18 protein-coding genes are annotated in these 15,445 nt (G+C 61.7%); 4 read left to right on the top strand and 14 right to left on the bottom strand.

Annotated features, from left to right (window positions below; translation table 11 throughout):
- Positions 1-9 precede the first annotated feature (9 nt).
- The 9 genes from mdh to sdhC form a co-directional block, all read right to left on the bottom strand.
- The gene (gene mdh, locus ACSQ3F_RS08035) at positions 10-972 is read right to left on the bottom strand and encodes a malate dehydrogenase (RefSeq protein ID WP_436099740.1); all 963 of its coding nucleotides are present in this window, start codon (positions 970-972) and stop codon (positions 10-12) included.
- Positions 973-1,170: 198 nt separating this feature from the next.
- Positions 1,171-2,325: a cell division protein ZapE gene (zapE, locus tag ACSQ3F_RS08030; protein WP_436099739.1), complete on the bottom strand. Its 1,155-nt coding sequence runs from the start codon at positions 2,323-2,325 to the stop codon at positions 1,171-1,173.
- Positions 2,326-2,488: 163 nt separating this feature from the next.
- A complete protein-coding gene (locus tag ACSQ3F_RS08025) occupies positions 2,489-3,037 on the bottom strand; it encodes a protease inhibitor Inh/omp19 family protein (protein ID WP_436099738.1) in 549 nt (182 codons plus the stop codon).
- Between the two features lie 310 nt (positions 3,038-3,347).
- A complete protein-coding gene (locus tag ACSQ3F_RS08020; RefSeq protein WP_349436179.1) occupies positions 3,348-4,127 on the bottom strand; it encodes a succinate dehydrogenase iron-sulfur subunit in 780 nt (259 codons plus the stop codon).
- Complete coding sequence (locus ACSQ3F_RS08015; protein WP_436099737.1) at positions 4,120-4,578, bottom strand: type II toxin-antitoxin system VapC family toxin; 459 nt, start codon at positions 4,576-4,578, stop codon at positions 4,120-4,122. Before ACSQ3F_RS08015 ends, ACSQ3F_RS08020 begins: the two co-directional genes overlap by 8 nt.
- On the bottom strand, positions 4,575-4,808 hold the full coding sequence (locus ACSQ3F_RS08010) for a FitA-like ribbon-helix-helix domain-containing protein (protein ID WP_436099736.1): 234 nt from the start codon (positions 4,806-4,808) through the stop codon (positions 4,575-4,577). Before ACSQ3F_RS08010 ends, ACSQ3F_RS08015 begins: the two co-directional genes overlap by 4 nt.
- A gap of 54 nt (positions 4,809-4,862) precedes the next feature.
- On the bottom strand, positions 4,863-6,707 hold the full coding sequence (gene sdhA, locus ACSQ3F_RS08005; RefSeq protein WP_436099735.1) for a succinate dehydrogenase flavoprotein subunit: 1,845 nt from the start codon (positions 6,705-6,707) through the stop codon (positions 4,863-4,865).
- Positions 6,708-6,713: 6 nt separating this feature from the next.
- Positions 6,714-7,094: a succinate dehydrogenase, hydrophobic membrane anchor protein gene (sdhD, locus tag ACSQ3F_RS08000; protein WP_436099734.1), complete on the bottom strand. Its 381-nt coding sequence runs from the start codon at positions 7,092-7,094 to the stop codon at positions 6,714-6,716.
- A gap of 13 nt (positions 7,095-7,107) precedes the next feature.
- A complete protein-coding gene (sdhC, locus tag ACSQ3F_RS07995; RefSeq protein WP_436099733.1) occupies positions 7,108-7,500 on the bottom strand; it encodes a succinate dehydrogenase, cytochrome b556 subunit in 393 nt (130 codons plus the stop codon).
- A 304-nt stretch (positions 7,501-7,804) separates the two neighbouring features.
- Here sdhC and ACSQ3F_RS07990 point away from each other — a divergent pair, with 304 nt between their 5' ends.
- Positions 7,805-8,377 (top strand): hypothetical protein, encoded by a 573-nt coding sequence (locus tag ACSQ3F_RS07990; protein WP_436099732.1) that lies wholly within the window; start codon positions 7,805-7,807, stop codon positions 8,375-8,377.
- Between the two features lie 108 nt (positions 8,378-8,485).
- On the opposite strand, the gene ACSQ3F_RS07985 is transcribed toward ACSQ3F_RS07990, so the two are convergent.
- From ACSQ3F_RS07985 to tsaD, 5 genes are all read right to left on the bottom strand, one after another.
- A complete protein-coding gene (locus tag ACSQ3F_RS07985; RefSeq protein ID WP_436099731.1) occupies positions 8,486-9,133 on the bottom strand; it encodes a class I SAM-dependent methyltransferase in 648 nt (215 codons plus the stop codon).
- 240 nt (positions 9,134-9,373) lie between these two features.
- On the bottom strand, positions 9,374-9,805 hold the full coding sequence (locus ACSQ3F_RS07980) for an EVE domain-containing protein (protein ID WP_436099730.1): 432 nt from the start codon (positions 9,803-9,805) through the stop codon (positions 9,374-9,376).
- 1 nt (position 9,806) lies between these two features.
- The gene (locus ACSQ3F_RS07975; protein ID WP_436099729.1) at positions 9,807-10,100 is read right to left on the bottom strand and encodes a YciI-like protein; all 294 of its coding nucleotides are present in this window, start codon (positions 10,098-10,100) and stop codon (positions 9,807-9,809) included.
- A 48-nt stretch (positions 10,101-10,148) separates the two neighbouring features.
- Positions 10,149-11,156, bottom strand: a complete 1,008-nt coding sequence (locus tag ACSQ3F_RS07970) for an NAD(P)H-dependent glycerol-3-phosphate dehydrogenase (protein ID WP_436099728.1) — start codon at positions 11,154-11,156, stop codon at positions 10,149-10,151.
- On the bottom strand, positions 11,156-12,253 hold the full coding sequence (gene tsaD, locus ACSQ3F_RS07965) for a tRNA (adenosine(37)-N6)-threonylcarbamoyltransferase complex transferase subunit TsaD (RefSeq protein WP_436099727.1): 1,098 nt from the start codon (positions 12,251-12,253) through the stop codon (positions 11,156-11,158). Before tsaD ends, ACSQ3F_RS07970 begins: the two co-directional genes overlap by 1 nt.
- Positions 12,254-12,329: 76 nt before the next feature.
- Between tsaD and hemC the strand changes: the two genes are divergently transcribed.
- The 3 genes from hemC to ACSQ3F_RS07950 all read left to right on the top strand — a co-directional run bounded on the left by hemC (position 12,330) and on the right by ACSQ3F_RS07950 (position 15,436).
- Complete coding sequence (hemC, locus tag ACSQ3F_RS07960) at positions 12,330-13,259, top strand: hydroxymethylbilane synthase (protein ID WP_436099726.1); 930 nt, start codon at positions 12,330-12,332, stop codon at positions 13,257-13,259.
- Positions 13,260-13,262: 3 nt separating this feature from the next.
- Positions 13,263-13,973, top strand: coding sequence for a uroporphyrinogen-III synthase (locus tag ACSQ3F_RS07955; protein WP_436099725.1), 711 nt, complete (start codon positions 13,263-13,265; stop codon positions 13,971-13,973).
- A 137-nt stretch (positions 13,974-14,110) separates the two neighbouring features.
- A complete protein-coding gene (locus ACSQ3F_RS07950) occupies positions 14,111-15,436 on the top strand; it encodes a COG4223 family protein (RefSeq protein ID WP_436099724.1) in 1,326 nt (441 codons plus the stop codon).
- Positions 15,437-15,445: the final 9 nt, after the last annotated feature.

Genomic DNA, 15,445 nt, shown 5'->3' with positions numbered 1-15,445 from the left:
TCAGGGCCATTATTTCAGGCTTGGAGCAATGGTGATGCAGGCTTCGCAAAGACCGGCAACCGAAGCGACCGACTTGTCGAAGGCTTCCTGCTCGGCCTTGTTGAACTCGACTTCGATGATGCGCTCGACGCCGCCGGCACCGATGATCGTCGGAACGCCGACATACATGTCCTTGACGCCATACTGGCCGGTGAGGTGTGCGGCGCAGGGCAGAACGCGCTTCTTGTCCTTCAGGAAGGATTCGGCCATTTCGATCGCAGATGCAGCCGGGGCGTAGTAGGCCGAGCCGGTCTTCAAGAGGCCGACGATTTCAGCGCCGCCGTCACGGGTGCGCTGGATGATTTCTTCGAGGCGCTCCTTGGTAACCCAGCCCATCTTGATCAGATCGGTCAACGGAATGCCGCCGACGGTCGAGTAACGGGCAAGCGGCACCATCGTGTCGCCATGGCCGCCGAGAACGAAGGCGGTGACGTCCTGGACCGAAACGTTGAATTCCTGGGACAGGAACAGGCGGAAGCGCGAACTATCGAGCACGCCGGCCATGCCGACGACCATGTTCTTCGGCAGGCCGGAGAACTTCTGCAGCGCCCAGACCATCGCGTCGAGCGGGTTGGTGATGCAGATGACGAAGGCGTTCGGGGCATATTTCTTGATGCCGGCGCCAACCTGTTCCATCACCTTCAGGTTGATGCCGAGCAGGTCGTCGCGGCTCATGCCGGGCTTGCGGGCAACACCAGCGGTGACGATGCAGACATCGGCGCCTTCGATGGCCGAATAGTCGCTGGCGCCGGTCAGATTGGCGTTGAAGCCTTCGACGGGGGAGGACTGGGCGATATCAAGGCCCTTGCCCTGCGGTATGCCGTCAGCGATGTCGAACAGGACGATATCGCCGAGCTCCTTCAGGCCGGCGAGATGCGCCAGCGTGCCACCAATCATTCCAGAACCAATAAGTGCGATCTTGTTGCGCGCCATGAAAGTGCTTCCCTCTTGCGATCCAAATCTGACAAGGCCTGACGTGGCGCCTTGAGGCGCGAGCTGTGGCAAACCTTTCGGCGCAAGGAATTAACCTTCAAAATCTAAAATATCAACCGATACTTTTGGGTGGAACAATTTCAATCGGTTAGATCAATAAATTCTTACGTAAACGTAAGAAATTTCGTCTCAATATTGTCACGAAGTGACTGTTTCCGCACGATGATTTCGCGCATATTCCTCGCTCTGCATCTCGATCAGGCGCGAGACCGTACGGTCGAATTCGAAGCCTTCCGTGCCTTTTTTTGCCGTCAGAAGATCGATCGGCGCGGAGGCCGCCGTGGCGAAAAGACGAGCGCCGTGATCGTAGATCGTGTCGACCAGCATGATGAAGCGCTTGGTCTCGTTGCGGCGCTCTGGCCCGAGATGCGGGATATGATCGATGAAAATCGTCCGGTAATGCGAGAGGATGGCGAGGTAGTCGGCTGCTCCCAGCGGCCGCTCGCAGAGGTCTGAAAAGGAGAACCGGGCGCAACCGTTGGCCGCCGCCGGAACCTTGATCTTCCTGCCTTTGTGCGCAACCTCGCTGGCAGCAACCGAAAGCCCGGCCGTCGCATGGATCCAGGCCCGACCGAGCGCGGCGTCAGCCTGCGGCCCCATCGGCGACAGCCAGACCGGCAAGCCCTCCATCTTTGCCAGGCGATAATCCGTCCCGGCATCCAGCGGCACGATCTCGGTGTAGGTCTTCAACAGATCGATGAACGGCAGGAACAACCCGCGGTTTAGACCGTCCTTGTAGAGATTGCCCGGCTCGACATTCGAGGTGGCGACGAGCACGCAGCCCTTGGCGAAAAGCTCGCTGAACAGCCGCGACAGGATCATCGCATCGGCAATGTCCGTGACGGAGAACTCATCGAAGCAGAGGAGACGGGCCTCGGCGAAAATCTCAGAAGCAACCGGCGGCATCGGGTCGGCCTGGCGCGTCTCGCCGTTCTTCAGCTTCTGCCGGTGCTTGAAGATGCGCTCATGCACATCGGCCATGAACTCATGGAAATGCGCCCTGCGCTTGCGCTGGATCGGCACCGTTTCGAAGAACAGATCCATCAGCATGGTCTTGCCGCGACCGACGCCGCCGTAGAGATAAAGCCCCTTGAGCGGCGGATGCTCGTGTTTGCGCGAGGCAAACAACCAGCCGAGCGCATTCGACTTGCGCTGCGCGCGGTTCCCGGCAAGCTCCATCAGCAGATGGTCGAAGCGCCTGGCGATGCCGAGCTGCGCCGGATCGTGACGCACGGTTTCAGCGGCGATCAAGGCCTCGAGTTTTCGCGAAATGCTGTCTTCGGGATTTGGCACGCGCTCGACCGGTTAGAGCATTTCCAGGAAAAGTGTGAAACGGTTTTCCGTCCGGAAATGCGTAAAAACAAAGAGATAGAGCATTTTCGTGACTCGGAGAAAAGCGGAAATGCTCTAGAGGCTGGCGACACGAAAAAGCCCGGCGAATGCCGGGCTCTAATGATTAACGGCTGAGGCTGACCGGCTGACCGCTATTGGTCGAGCCGTCGAAACGCGCATCGGCGGTCTTGAACAGGCGAGCGAGCGGATTGCCGTTGCGATCCTTGAGCAAGACCTGCTTGCCGGCGACTTCCCAGGAACCCATGGCCGTCAGTTCGCCGGCGCAACCGCGCGTGCCGCCGCGCGAGCCGCTGCCGAGATTGGTGAGCGTCAGGAACATGTCGCAGGAACTGCCGGCATTCGAGACGCGCCAGTTGCCGACCATCGATTCCTTGGTGACATCGAGCGCATTGGTGGCCGCCGCGACCTCGGTCCCTGCCGGCTGCTGCACGCCACCGACCGTCGCGGTGCCGCTGACGGGTGCTGCCGGAAACTGCGAGGTGTCCGTCGTCGCCGGGGCGTCAAGCTGCCCGGAAGACACGGTCGGCACAGGCTGCGCCTGCAACGGCGCCGGCGACATGCTGTTGCCGCCGAAATCGCTCATGGACGTTCTCTGACATCCAGCCAGCGCCAGCACCACGGCCAGTCCCGCCACCGCATGTATTGTCCGCATATTCCTGCTCCCGATCATCTCTGCCACCGCGTTATCGACTGACATATAGGCGGAATTAACTTAAAACCACCTTTCAATTCAAGAGAACGGCAATTCTTTGACGCCTGTGACATGATTGAAACGGTTGATCCTGCTACGTCGTGAGGTTGTCGAGACGACTCGTCAGCACGTTTGACGCCGCTCATTCCGGCGAAACCTATGCCGCAATGCAGGAATTTCAATTCGAACTCTCGAATTTCGGCCGATTGGCGGACAGTAAAACGCCGGGCAATACCCGGCGATCGGACTGCAGGGAACCGTCGCCTGACAATCAAACCCGCCGCTCGACCATCATCTTCTTGATCTCGCCGATCGCCTTGGCCGGGTTCAGGCCCTTGGGACAGGTCTGGGCGCAGTTCATGATGGTGTGGCAGCGATAGAGGCGGAACGGGTCTTCGAGGTTGTCGAGGCGCTCGCCCTTGGCCTCGTCTCTGCTGTCGATCAGCCACCGATAGGCCTGCAGCAAAACCGCCGGGCCGAGATAGCGGTCGCCGTTCCACCAGTAGCTCGGGCAGGAGGCGGAACAGCAGGCGCAGAGGATGCATTCGTAGAGACCGTCGAGCTTCTGGCGGTCCTCGTGGCTCTGCTTCCATTCCTTGGCCGGCGTCGGCGAAACGGTCTTCAGCCAGGGCTCGATCGAGCGGTGCTGGGCGTAGAAATTGGTGAGATCCGGCACCAGATCCTTGACAACAGGCATATGCGGCAGCGGATAGACCTTTACCGTTCCCTTCACCTCGTCCATGCCCTTGGTGCAGGCAAGCGTGTTGGTGCCGTCGATATTCATCGCGCAGGAGCCGCAGATGCCTTCGCGGCAGGAGCGGCGCAGCGTCAGCGTCGGGTCGATCTTGTTCTTGATATAGAGCAGCGCATCCAGCACCATCGGGCCGCAATCGTCGACATCGATGTAGAACGTGTCGATCGACGGGTTCTTGCCGTCGTCCGGGCTCCAGCGATAGACGCGCAATTCGCGGGTGTTCCTGGCGCCAGCCGGCTTCGGCCAGACCTTGCCTTCGGTCATCTGCGAATTCTTGGGGAGAGCGAGTTCAACCATTCCTGTCTTCCTGTCCCGTCACGAGGCGCGCATAAGCGGCTTCCAAACTTAAAATCTTTTCGCCGAAACCGGCATCGGCACCTTTTGCCGCAAACTTCCTGTCCGCCGTGATCAGGCTCGCGTCACCTTTTCGAAGCGCGCAGACCAGATACAGCACATCATAGACCGAATGATCCAGTTGCGAGGAAATCGCGAATGCATCTTCCAGCAAATCAGCGGATGGTACTGCATCAGGAAAGGTTCTAAGCAGGATTTGCAAAGATTCCTTCGCCTGAATTTCGGTTACCTGCCCGAGACGGATCTTTCTTCGCAAAACATTTGCGACTTCAGCAAATATCACGTCAGGTGCAATGAGGCGGCCCTCATACCTGGTTATTTCCATTGCCATCGCCTGATCCCCCTCGTCGACGAACCATTTCATGGCAACCGAGGCATCGATGACGTAGATCACCGATCGCGATCCTCTCGCAGCATCTCCACGCTGTCGGTTTGCTTGATGCCCTTCGGAGTCATCGCCGCAATCCGACGTGCTGCATCGTAGAGGCTTTCCCGTTCGGGCTTTTCGAGAGCCCGCTCAAGAAGGAACTTCACCTCGTCATCCAGCGAGCGATTATGAGCACGGGCGCGATCTTCAAGCCGCATCAACAAGCTCTCATCGATCTTCACGTTCATTTCGCCCATAACAACGCATCCTGTCTCAGCTGGCCGTTGCCGGCCATCCTGCCACAACCCGCCTCAATACACACGCGCCTTCGGCTCGATCTTGTACGGATCGATGCCCTCGGCCAGCAACTCCGTATGCACCGGACGGTAGTCGAGCTTGACCTCGCCCGCCTCGTTCACCCAGGACAGCGTGTGCTTGCGCCAATTGACGTCGTCGCGGCCGGCAAAGGGGCCGCTGGCATAGTCTTCGCGGGCGTGGCTGCCGCGGCTTTCCTTGCGGGCCTCGGCGCCGTAGACGGTGGTGATGGCGTTGGCCATCAGGTTTTCGAGTTCCAGCGTTTCCACCAGGTCGGAGTTCCAGATCATCGAGCGGTCGGTGACCTTGAGATCCGGCAGTTCCGTCCAGATCGCGCTCATGCGCTTGCAGCCGGATTCCAGCGATTCCTGCGTGCGGAACACGGCGGCGTCTTCCTGCATGGTGCGCTGCATCTTTTCACGCAGCACCGCGGTCGGCGTTCCGCCATCGGCATGGCGCAGCCTGTCGAAGCGCGTCATGATCTTTTCGCTTGCCTTCTCGTTGATCGCCGGGATCGCGGAAGCACGGTCGATCACTTCGCCGGCGCGGATCGCGGCGGCTCGGCCGAAGACCACGAGATCGATCAGCGAGTTGGAGCCGAGACGGTTGGCGCCGTGCACCGAGGCGCAGCCGGCTTCGCCGACGGCCATCAGGCCGGGGATGATCCGCTCCGGATTGGCACTGTCGGCGTTCAGCACCTCGCCCCAGTAGTTGGTCGGAATGCCGCCCATGTTGTAGTGGACGGTCGGAAGGACCGGGATCGGCTCGCGGGTGACATCGACGCCGGCAAAGATCTTGGCGCTCTCGGAAATGCCCGGCAGGCGCTCGTGCAGGACGGCCGGATCAAGATGGTCGAGATGCAGGTAGATATGATCCTTGTTCTTGCCGACGCCGCGGCCTTCGCGGATTTCCAGCGTCATGCAGCGCGAGACCACGTCGCGCGAGGCAAGGTCCTTGGCCGACGGGGCATAACGCTCCATGAAGCGCTCGCCTTCGGAATTGACGAGATAGCCGCCTTCGCCGCGCGCACCTTCGGTGATGAGACAGCCGGCGCCGTAGATGCCGGTCGGGTGGAACTGCACGAACTCCATGTCCTGCAGCGGAAGGCCGGCGCGCGCAATCATGCCGCCGCCATCGCCGGTGCAGGTATGGGCGGAGGTGGCCGAGAAATAGGCTCGGCCGTAACCGCCGGTCGCCAGCACCACCATCTTGGCGGCGAAGCGATGGATCGTGCCGTCGTCGAGGTTCCAGGCAACGACACCGGTGCAACGGCTGCCGTCGTCGGACATGATCAGGTCGAGCGCGAAATACTCGATGAAGAATTCGGCGTTGTGCTTCAGCGACTGGCCGTAGAGCGTGTGCAGGATGGCGTGGCCGGTACGGTCGGCGGCGGCACAGGTGCGCTGTACCGGCGGGCCTTCGCCGTAGTTCTGCATGTGGCCGCCGAACGGACGCTGATAGATCTTGCCCTCCGCATTGCGCGAGAAGGGCACGCCGTAATGCTCGAGCTCATAGACGGCCTTCGGCGCTTCCATGGCGAGATACTGCATGGCATCGACGTCGCCCAGCCAGTCGGAGCCCTTGACGGTATCGTAGAGATGCCACTGCCAGCTATCCGGCGTCATGTTCTGCAGCGAGGCCGCGATGCCGCCCTGCGCTGCGACCGTGTGGGAGCGCGTCGGGAAGACCTTGGTGATGCAGGCCGTCTTGAAGCCTTGTTCGGCCATGCCGAGCGTTGCGCGAAGTCCGGCACCGCCGGCACCGACGACGATCACGTCATAGGCATGGTCGACGTAGGTGTAGGCTCTGCCGTTGATAACAGGCGACATGTTGGGTGCCATTTTGAATTACCCTGCAAACGCGATCTTCAGGATGGCGAAAAGACAGAGCCCGCCAACTGCGATCGCAAAAAACGTATTGAGCATGAGAAGCCCGATCTTGGTGCCCTCACCGTGTACATAATCCTCGATGATGACCTGCATGCCGATCTTCATGTGGATCAGTCCGGAGATGACCATTAGCCCCATGATGACCGCGACGAAGGGGTTCGACATGGCAGCGACGACATCCGCATGCGGCGCGCCGGCATATCTGATCAGGAACAGCACGAAGAAGATGATCAGCGGCACGTTGGCGACCGCCGTCAGCCGCTGACGCCAGAAATGATCGGTGCCTTCCTTGGCCGAACCGAGACCGCGAACCTTGCCGAGGGGAGTGCGCATATCCATGGAAATTCTCCCCTCAGCGAACCGTATAGCCGATGATCCAGATCAGCAGCGTCACCGCGACCGAACCGACCAGATTGGCGATGGCGAGTTTGGTGGCGAAATGCTTCTCGTAGCCATAGCCGAGATCCCAGATGAAATGGCGCAGGCCGCCGAAAAGATGGTGTACCAAAGCCCAAGTATAGCCGAACAGGATAAGCTGGCCGATGATGGTGCCGAAGGCCCACATGACCCAGTCGTAATATTCCGGCCCGGTCGCAGCGGCGATCAGCCACCAGGCGACGAGGATGGTGCCGAAATAGAGTGCGGCGCCGGTAATGCGGTGCACAATCGACATGACCATGGTCGGAATTAGCTTGTAGATTTGCAAGTGCGGCGAGAGCGGCCGGCTTTTGGTGACATTCGTCATCGGAACCCCACGGAAGAACCGGACGGATGCCCAAAAACTGGACTATTTCCATCCGGTATTGCACATGATTGTGCACAATTCAGTCAGCCGACGTTTAATCACCATATTGATTAACGACAAGTGTGTTTGCAGTGCAAAATCATTTTAATCGATTAGACGAAAATGCGGCGCAGCAGTCGAATCGAAAAGGCGCCCGCGTTAACGATAGAACGCGAAAATTCAACGCATTCCGTGACTTTTGCCGGTAACTGCCGCACATTGCCTGTTAAGGATTTGTTAAGCGTTGCGCGGAGGGCTGCCCGAAATGCGTCCAATCACCCTATCGAATGCGACGAAAGTCTTGATCGCCGTCTTTGCCCTGAGTTTCCCGTTGGCCGATTTCGCCGAAGCGCGCGACCGTTACGACGGCGAGCGGCATTTTATCCGCCGCCATCACCATGAGCGCCGGGACCGGGAAGTCCTGTCCGGCATCAACGTCGATAGCCGTCTCCTCCACTTCAACCGTCGCGACCGCAATGTGCGTCTTTCCGGCATCAACGCCGATCGCCGCTATTTCGAGCGCCGATTCGGCTTCCATCGCCGCCCCGTCGTCGTGCGCGAATATCGTCGGCCTGACCGGAACTATTGGGAATCGGCTTATGGCGGCAACGCCTTTCCCTCCGCTACAAGCGGCGGCACCTATTTCGGCGGCCTGTCGGCCTGGAGCGATCCGGGCAACGGCATGTATTTCTACTCCGAACGCGGCGGCTACGGCTATTATAGCGGCGCTACCGACAGTGATTATCGCGCTCCCCGTGCCAAGATCATCCACGTGACCCCATCGACTGCCAGCAGCGCCTGCTCCTGGGAAGCCGGCGTCTGCGTCATCCGCCGCTGACGCCCGGTCCGCTACAGCGCCGCGCGTCAAAAATGACGCGCAAAGGACGCTGTAGCACATTGAACTTGCTGCATAATTTTTTCCTTAAATCGATTCCGATTTAAGGAATTATGCAGTAAAACGCCAGACCGTGGTCTTCTTGACCTCGCTGTCCTCCAGTGCGCGGGTCACCGGAACCTGATAGGTCGAAAGCATCTGCATCCTGTCGCGCGGGCAATAGGCGCGGCCGGGATCGCCAACAAGCACGGCGGCGCCCTTCTGCGCAAGCGCGGTGAACCATGGCGCCAGCCGGTCGGCAAAAGCCTTGTCGTAGAAGACATCGCCGGCAAGATAGACGTCTGCGCTGCGCTCATTGCCGATGATATCGGAGGAAGCGAAGGAGACCGCCACGCCGTTGAGTGCTGCATTCAGCCGAATGGCGGTTGCCGTCCAGGGATCGATATCGACGGCAAGCACCGAAGCCGCGCCGGCCTTCATCGCCGCAATCGCCACAAGTCCTGATCCGGAGGCGAAATCGATCACCCGCTTGCCTTCGACCAGCGCCGGATGATCGAGAATATGCCGCGCCAGCCCCTGCCCGCCCGCCCAGGCAAAGGCCCAGAACGGCGGCGGCAGGCCGATTTCTTCCAGTTCCTCCTCCGTCTTCAGCCAGAGATCATGCGCCTCGCTTGCCAGATGGAGCCGGATTTCCGGAACATGCGGCGGCGCCATGATGCCGGTATTAGCGCGGATGAAGGTTTCGGGATCGGTTTTCACGAGTGATACAGTTTCCGGGCACGTGCATTGGTGCATTGGTAAGGGCATGAATTTGGTAGACGGCGTTCCCCATCTCCCCGTCATCCTCGCCCTTGTGGCGGGGATCCAGCAGCAGCGCGTCTGCGCTGCTAAAAGGACTCTTTCACGCGACGGACGTCGCGTGGCTGGATCCCTGTGACAAGCACAGGGATGACGGAGATCGTGGGTGCCGCAAACCAATCCAACCTAAGCAAACACAAATCAGCGAGGCGGATTCTCCAGCCCGCCAAGACGGCAGATCTCGAGATATTCCGCTTCCGTGACCGGCTGGACGGAAAGCCGCATCGAGGTGACGACCGCCATCTTCTCGAATTTCTGGTTCGCCTTGATCTCCTTCAGCGACACCGGTTTCGGCAGATCGCAGACCGCACGGATGTCGACGCAGTCCCAGCGCGGATCGCCTTCAGCGGTCGAATCCGGGTGCGACAGGGCACAGACTTCCGTAATGCCGACAATCTCCAGCCCGTCATTGGAGTGGTAGAAGAAGCCCTTGTCGCCGATCTGCATGGCCCGCATGTTGTTGCGTGCCAGATAGTTGCGCACACCGGTCCATTCGGTGCCCTTGTCGCCAGCGTCCTTCTGCATCTGCCAGGACCACTTGAATGGCTCGGATTTGTAAAGCCAGTAGGCCATCTTACGCCTCCGGCTTGTTGAAAACCCAGTTCCAGGGCCTGATGTCGACATGGGCGAAGAGGCCCGCCTTGGCATAGGGGTCGGAAGCGGCGATCATGCGCGCTTCCTCGATGGTTTCCGCTTTGATCACCACCAGGCTGCCATTCGGCTTGCCGGCATCGTCAAGGAACGGTCCGGCGAAGGCAAGTCCGCCCTTGGCATTGAGATCGTCGAGAAAGACGATGTGTTCCGGACGGGTATCCATCCGCACTTGCAGGGCGTTCGGCTTGTCCGTGCACAAAACGGCAAACAGCATTGTGTTCTCCTTGATTGACTATCCTGGGATTGACTATCCTGGGATTGACTATTCCTGCGTGATCGGGCGGGACATCAGCCGTTCCAGCGCCGTCTTCACATCCGTCTTTCCGTCGATGATCGCCGCGACCGCCTCGGTGAGCGGCATATCGACGCCCAACTGCCGGGCGACATCGGCCGCAACGGAGGCCGCGAACGCGCCCTCCACAAGCTCTGCCGTCTGCGTCTGCCCCCTGGCGCTGCCGCTCGCACCGAGCGCAATGCCATAACGAAGATTGCGCGATTGATGGCTTGTCGCCGTCAGCACGAGGTCGCCGAGGCCCGAGAGCCCGCGCACCGTATCAGCCTCGCCGCCACACGCCGCCACGAAACGCGACATCTCCGCGAGGCCGCGGGAAATCAGCGCCGCGCGGGCGGAATCGCCAAGCCCCGCGCCTTCGACGATGCCGCAGGCGATCGCCAGCACGTTTTTCAAGGCGCCGCCAAGCTGCACGCCGATCCGGTCGGCGGAGGGATAGAGGCGGAATGTCGCACCGGACAGTGCTTCGGCGAGACGAGCCGCGCGCTCGACGCTATCGGCCGCGATTACCATCGCCGTCGGCAGGCCCTTGGCGATATCGGCGGCGAAGCCCGGCCCCGAAAGCACGGCGACATTTTGCAGATGCAGCTCCTCCTCGACGATATCCGTCAGCAAGCGTCCGCTGGAGCGCTCCATGCCCTTGGCGCAGATGACGACATCCGCGCCCTTGTCGATGAAACCGTGCAGCGAACGGGCCGCCTCGCGCTGTGCCTGCGACGGCATGGCAAAGAGCACGATGCCGGCACCTTCCAGGACCGTCGGATCGTCGGACACTGTCAATGTTTCGGGCAGATCGATACCCGGCAGCGCGGAATCGTTGCGGCCGGTTTCCTTGAAGTCCTCGACAATGCTTTCGCGGCGGGTGAGCAGCGTCACCGGCGCCTTGCCCGATGCGGCAGCAACGGCCGCGAGCGCCGTGCCGAAAGCGCCGGAACCAACGACGACGATGCGATCTGTCTGCAAGACGGCCTCAGTCATTACGCCTTCGCTCCCCGTTTGCCGAAACCGATCAGGGTTTTCGCGTCGGCATCAAGCGGCCAGCGCGAGCGCGGCGACACATCGAGAGCATCGGCTGGCAACCCCGCCGCCATCCGCTCGGCCCCGGCCCAAGCGATCATTGCCGCGTTATCGGTGCACAGCTGCAGCGGCGGCGCAACAAAGCGGAAGCCGTTCTTGTCGCACAGTTCCTGCAGCGTCGCCCGCAGCGTCTGGTTGGCCGCGACCCCCCCGGCCACGACCAGCGCCGGATCGTCGACGGTGCCGGCGAACTGCTCTTTGAAACGGGCCAAGCCCCGGCCGATGCGGTCCTTCAGCGTGCGCGAAATCGCCTTCTGGAAGGAAGCGCAGATATCGGCGATGTCCTGCTCGGTCACCGGCTGGATCGACTGAGCCGCCTGGCGCACGGCCGTTTTCAGGCCGGAGAAGGAGAAATCGAGGCGCGCCTCGCCGACCAGCGGGCGCGGGAAGGAAAAGCGATCGGGGTTGCCGCTTTTTGCCGCATGTTCGACGGCTGGCCCGCCGGGATAGGGAAGCCCGAGAAGCTTCGCCGTCTTGTCAAAGGCTTCGCCCAGCGCATCGTCGATCGTCGTGCCCCAGCGCTCGTAGACGCCGACGGCCTTCACCAGAATGAGCTGCGTGTGGCCGCCGGAAACCAGCAGCATCAGATAGGGGAAGGACAGCCCGTCCGTCAGCCGCGCCGTCAGTGCATGGCCTTCGAGATGGTTGACCGCATAGAGCGGCTTGCCGGATGCTCGCGCGATCGCCTTGCCGGTCATCAGCCCGACGAGCAGGCCGCCGATCAGGCCCGGTCCGCTGGTGGCGGCGATCGCGTCGATGTCGGAGAGCGTCACGCCGGCGCGCAACAGCGCCTCCTCCACCAGCGTATCGAGCGCCTCGACATGGGCGCGGGCGGCAATTTCCGGTACGACGCCGCCATAGACGCTGTGCTCTTCGAGCTGGCTCAGAACCACGTCGCTGACGATCTCGCCATGGCCGTGGGCATCGCGCAGCACCACGGACGCCGCAGTTTCATCGCAGCTTGTTTCGATACCGAGGATGCGCAGAGGCGAGGACATGGGCCATTTTACTCGAATATTGCGGTCGCGGGGAAAGGCGGATACATGGAACTCCGGTAACAACGGATCGCAGTGGATGCAAACAAAACCTTTCCGGATCGGCACGCGGGGCAGTCCCTTGGCGCTGGCACAGGCCCACGAAACGCGGGACCGCCTGATGGCCGCGCATGGCCTGTCGTCCGAGATGTTCGAAATCGTCGTGCTCTCGACCATGGGCGACCGCATCACCGACCGCTCTCTGGCAGCGATCGGCGGCAAGGGGCTTTTCACCCAGGAACTGGAGGACATGCTCGCCTCCGGGGGGCTGGATTTCGCCGTGCATTCCGCCAAGGACATGCCGACGAAACTGCCTGACGGGCTGTACCTCTCCGCCTATCTGCCGCGCGAGGACGCTCGCGACGCTTTCATCGGGCGCACCGCCGCGAAACTCATGGACCTGCCGCAGGGCGCCACCATCGGCTCTTCGTCGCTCCGGCGCCAGGCGCTGATCAAACGGTTGCGGCCCGATATCGACGTCATCACCTTTCGCGGCCTCGTCGATACCCGGCTGAGAAAGCTGGCGGAAGGCCAGGTGGATGCGACGCTGCTCGCTTTCGCCGGCCTGAAGCGCCTCGGCAAGGACGACGTGCCGACGGAAATCCTCGACCCCGAAATCTTTCCTCCAGCACCAGCGCAAGGCGCGATCTGCATCGAAAGCCGCGTTGGCGACGACCGTGTCAACGGCCTTCTGGAAGCGATCAACGACGTGAGGACACATCAGGCCGTCACGTGCGAACGGGCATTCCTCGCGACGCTCGACGGCTCCTGCCGCACGCCGATCGCCGGTTATGCGGTATCGGACGGCGAAACCATCCGCTTCTCCGGCCTGATCCTGACGCCCGACGGCAGCCAGCATTTCCAGGTGACGGCAGAAGGCAAGGCCGCGGATGCCGAGCAGATCGGCGCGAAAGCCGGCGAGGATATCCGCCTTGAGGCCGGAGCGGACTTCTTCTCGAGCTGGACCTGAGCCATGCGCATCCTTGTCACCCGGCCGCAACCTTCAGCGGCGGCAACGGCGGCAAGGCTCGAAGCGCTGGGCCATGAAGCGATCGTTCTGCCGATGATGGAAGCTGTCCATCTGCCGCAAGCGGCAATGGATGTCCTGGCTCTTCCCCACAGCGCCATTGCCGTCACAAGCTCGGAGACGTTCCGCGCCCTGTCTGCCATCAGGGATCAACTGACGCCGCATCTGCAAACGCCGGTGTTCTGCGTCGGGGCAGCGACGGCGGACGCGGCACGGCAGTTGGGATTCCAATCGGTTATCGTCGGCCCCGGCACAGGCGCCGGACTTGCGCACTTCATTGCCAGCACGCCGACGAACCTTGAAGAAGGCCTTGTCTACCTGGCGGGTGTACCGCGATCGCCTGGCTTCGAAACGGCCCTGCAGGGGGCGAGAATCCGGTGCCGCCTGGCGGAAGTCTATCGAATGTCTCCTATCGTCCATGCGCCGAAGACGATCGAAAACCTGCTTCTCTCGCGCAAACCGGAGGCCGTTCTGTTTTACTCCCACGAGACCGCCCGGCATTTCTTCGCCCTGAATGCCTTGGCAACGAAAACCGCATTTCACGACATGCGCCTGCTCTGCCTGAGCGAACATGTCGCCGAAGCGGTACCGCGGGGTATCGGGCATATCGCCATCGCGGCCGAGCCAAACGAAGCCAGCCTTTTCGCCCTGCTCTGATCGGGCCGTTTGCAGGCGCCCCGCGCGTCATCAGCACCCGGTCAAGGAATTGTCGCATTGGGGCTTTCCCTATCCGTGCTCCGTGTCTAGGTTTAAGGCAGTGCCTTAAGTTCATGCGATAACGGGAAGAGATCATCATGGGACCGGAAAATCCTCCGCGCCGCTCGAAGTCCGATCAGGAGCCGGTGACGATCGACCTGGGAGCCAATGCGGCGCCGGAAACCGACGCGGAAACCGCCGATGCTGCGGCCGAACGCGAAGCGGTCATCGACGAGGCGGCGGAAATCCGGGCGGGTGAACCTGACGACACCGTGCGCGCGGACATTCCCGAGCCGACAGACATTCCGGAATCCGACACGGGTATTTCCGAAGACACCCGTATTTCCGAAGACATTCGCAGCTCCGAATCGGATGAAGAGGATGCGCGCGCGGAAGCCGCAGCAGCTGTCTTTGCCGAGGAACCAACCTCGGCCGCCACGGCGGCAGAACAGCCGATCCATGCCGAACCGCGCCGCACCTCCAACTCGGGCGCCCTCGCCGCCGGCATTCTCGGCGGCCTGATCACGCTTCTCGGCGCCGGCGGCTTGCAATATGCCGGAGTGCTGCCCTCTCTTAGCCCAGGCGGCGGCGATACAGCCGTTGAACAGGGCCTTGCCAGCGATATCGAAGCCATCAAGGCACAGCTTGCCGCGGCACCTTCACCCGCAGCAGTGGTCGATCTCGGCCCGCTTGAGGCTCGCATCGCCGAGCTTGAAAAGAAAACGGCCGCGGCAGGAAACGGCGCGACCGCAGATGTTTCCGGTCTCGATGCCCAGATCACCAACCTGACAGGCGAGATCGCAACGCTGAAATCAGCCCTTGCGGATGCCCAGCAATCGACTGAAACGGCGAAATCCGAGCTTTCAACCCGCATCGAAGCGGCCGAGAAGAAGATCGACGAGCCGGCCAGCGACGTGCAGCTCGCCCGCGCCGTGGCCGTCACCGCCTTGAAGACGGCGATCGATCGCGGCGGGCCGTTCCTCGCCGAACTCGACGCCCTGAAAAGCATCGCCGCCACCGATCCGGCCGTCACCGGCCTTGCCGGCGACGCGGCACTCGGCGTTTCACCGCGCGCCGATCTCGTGCGCGAATTCCCGGGCGTGGCCGATGCCATGCTGGAAGCGACCCAGCACAGCGACCCGAACCAGGGCATTTTCGCGCGGCTGATGGACAGCGCGTCGTCCGCCATCCGCATCCGCCCCGTCGGCAGCGTCGAGGGAGACGACCCGGAAGCGGTTATCGCCCGCATCGAGGACAAGCTGACCAATGGCGACCTGAAGGGCGCGAGCCTCGAATGGCAGGCTCTGCCGGAGCCGGCGAAAACCGCCGGTGCCGCGTTCAAGACCAAGCTCGACCAGCGCATCCGCGTCGAAGGTTTGATCGATGCGGCGGTTGCAGGCGCCATGACGGCCAACCAGGGCTAAGGAAGAGTT

Source organism: Pararhizobium sp. LjRoot238 (genome assembly GCF_964252955.1).
Classification (GTDB): Bacteria; Pseudomonadota; Alphaproteobacteria; order Rhizobiales; family Rhizobiaceae; genus Pararhizobium.
The sequence above is the reverse complement of the archived record's forward strand: the minus strand, read 5'-3'. Positions and strand labels throughout refer to the sequence as shown.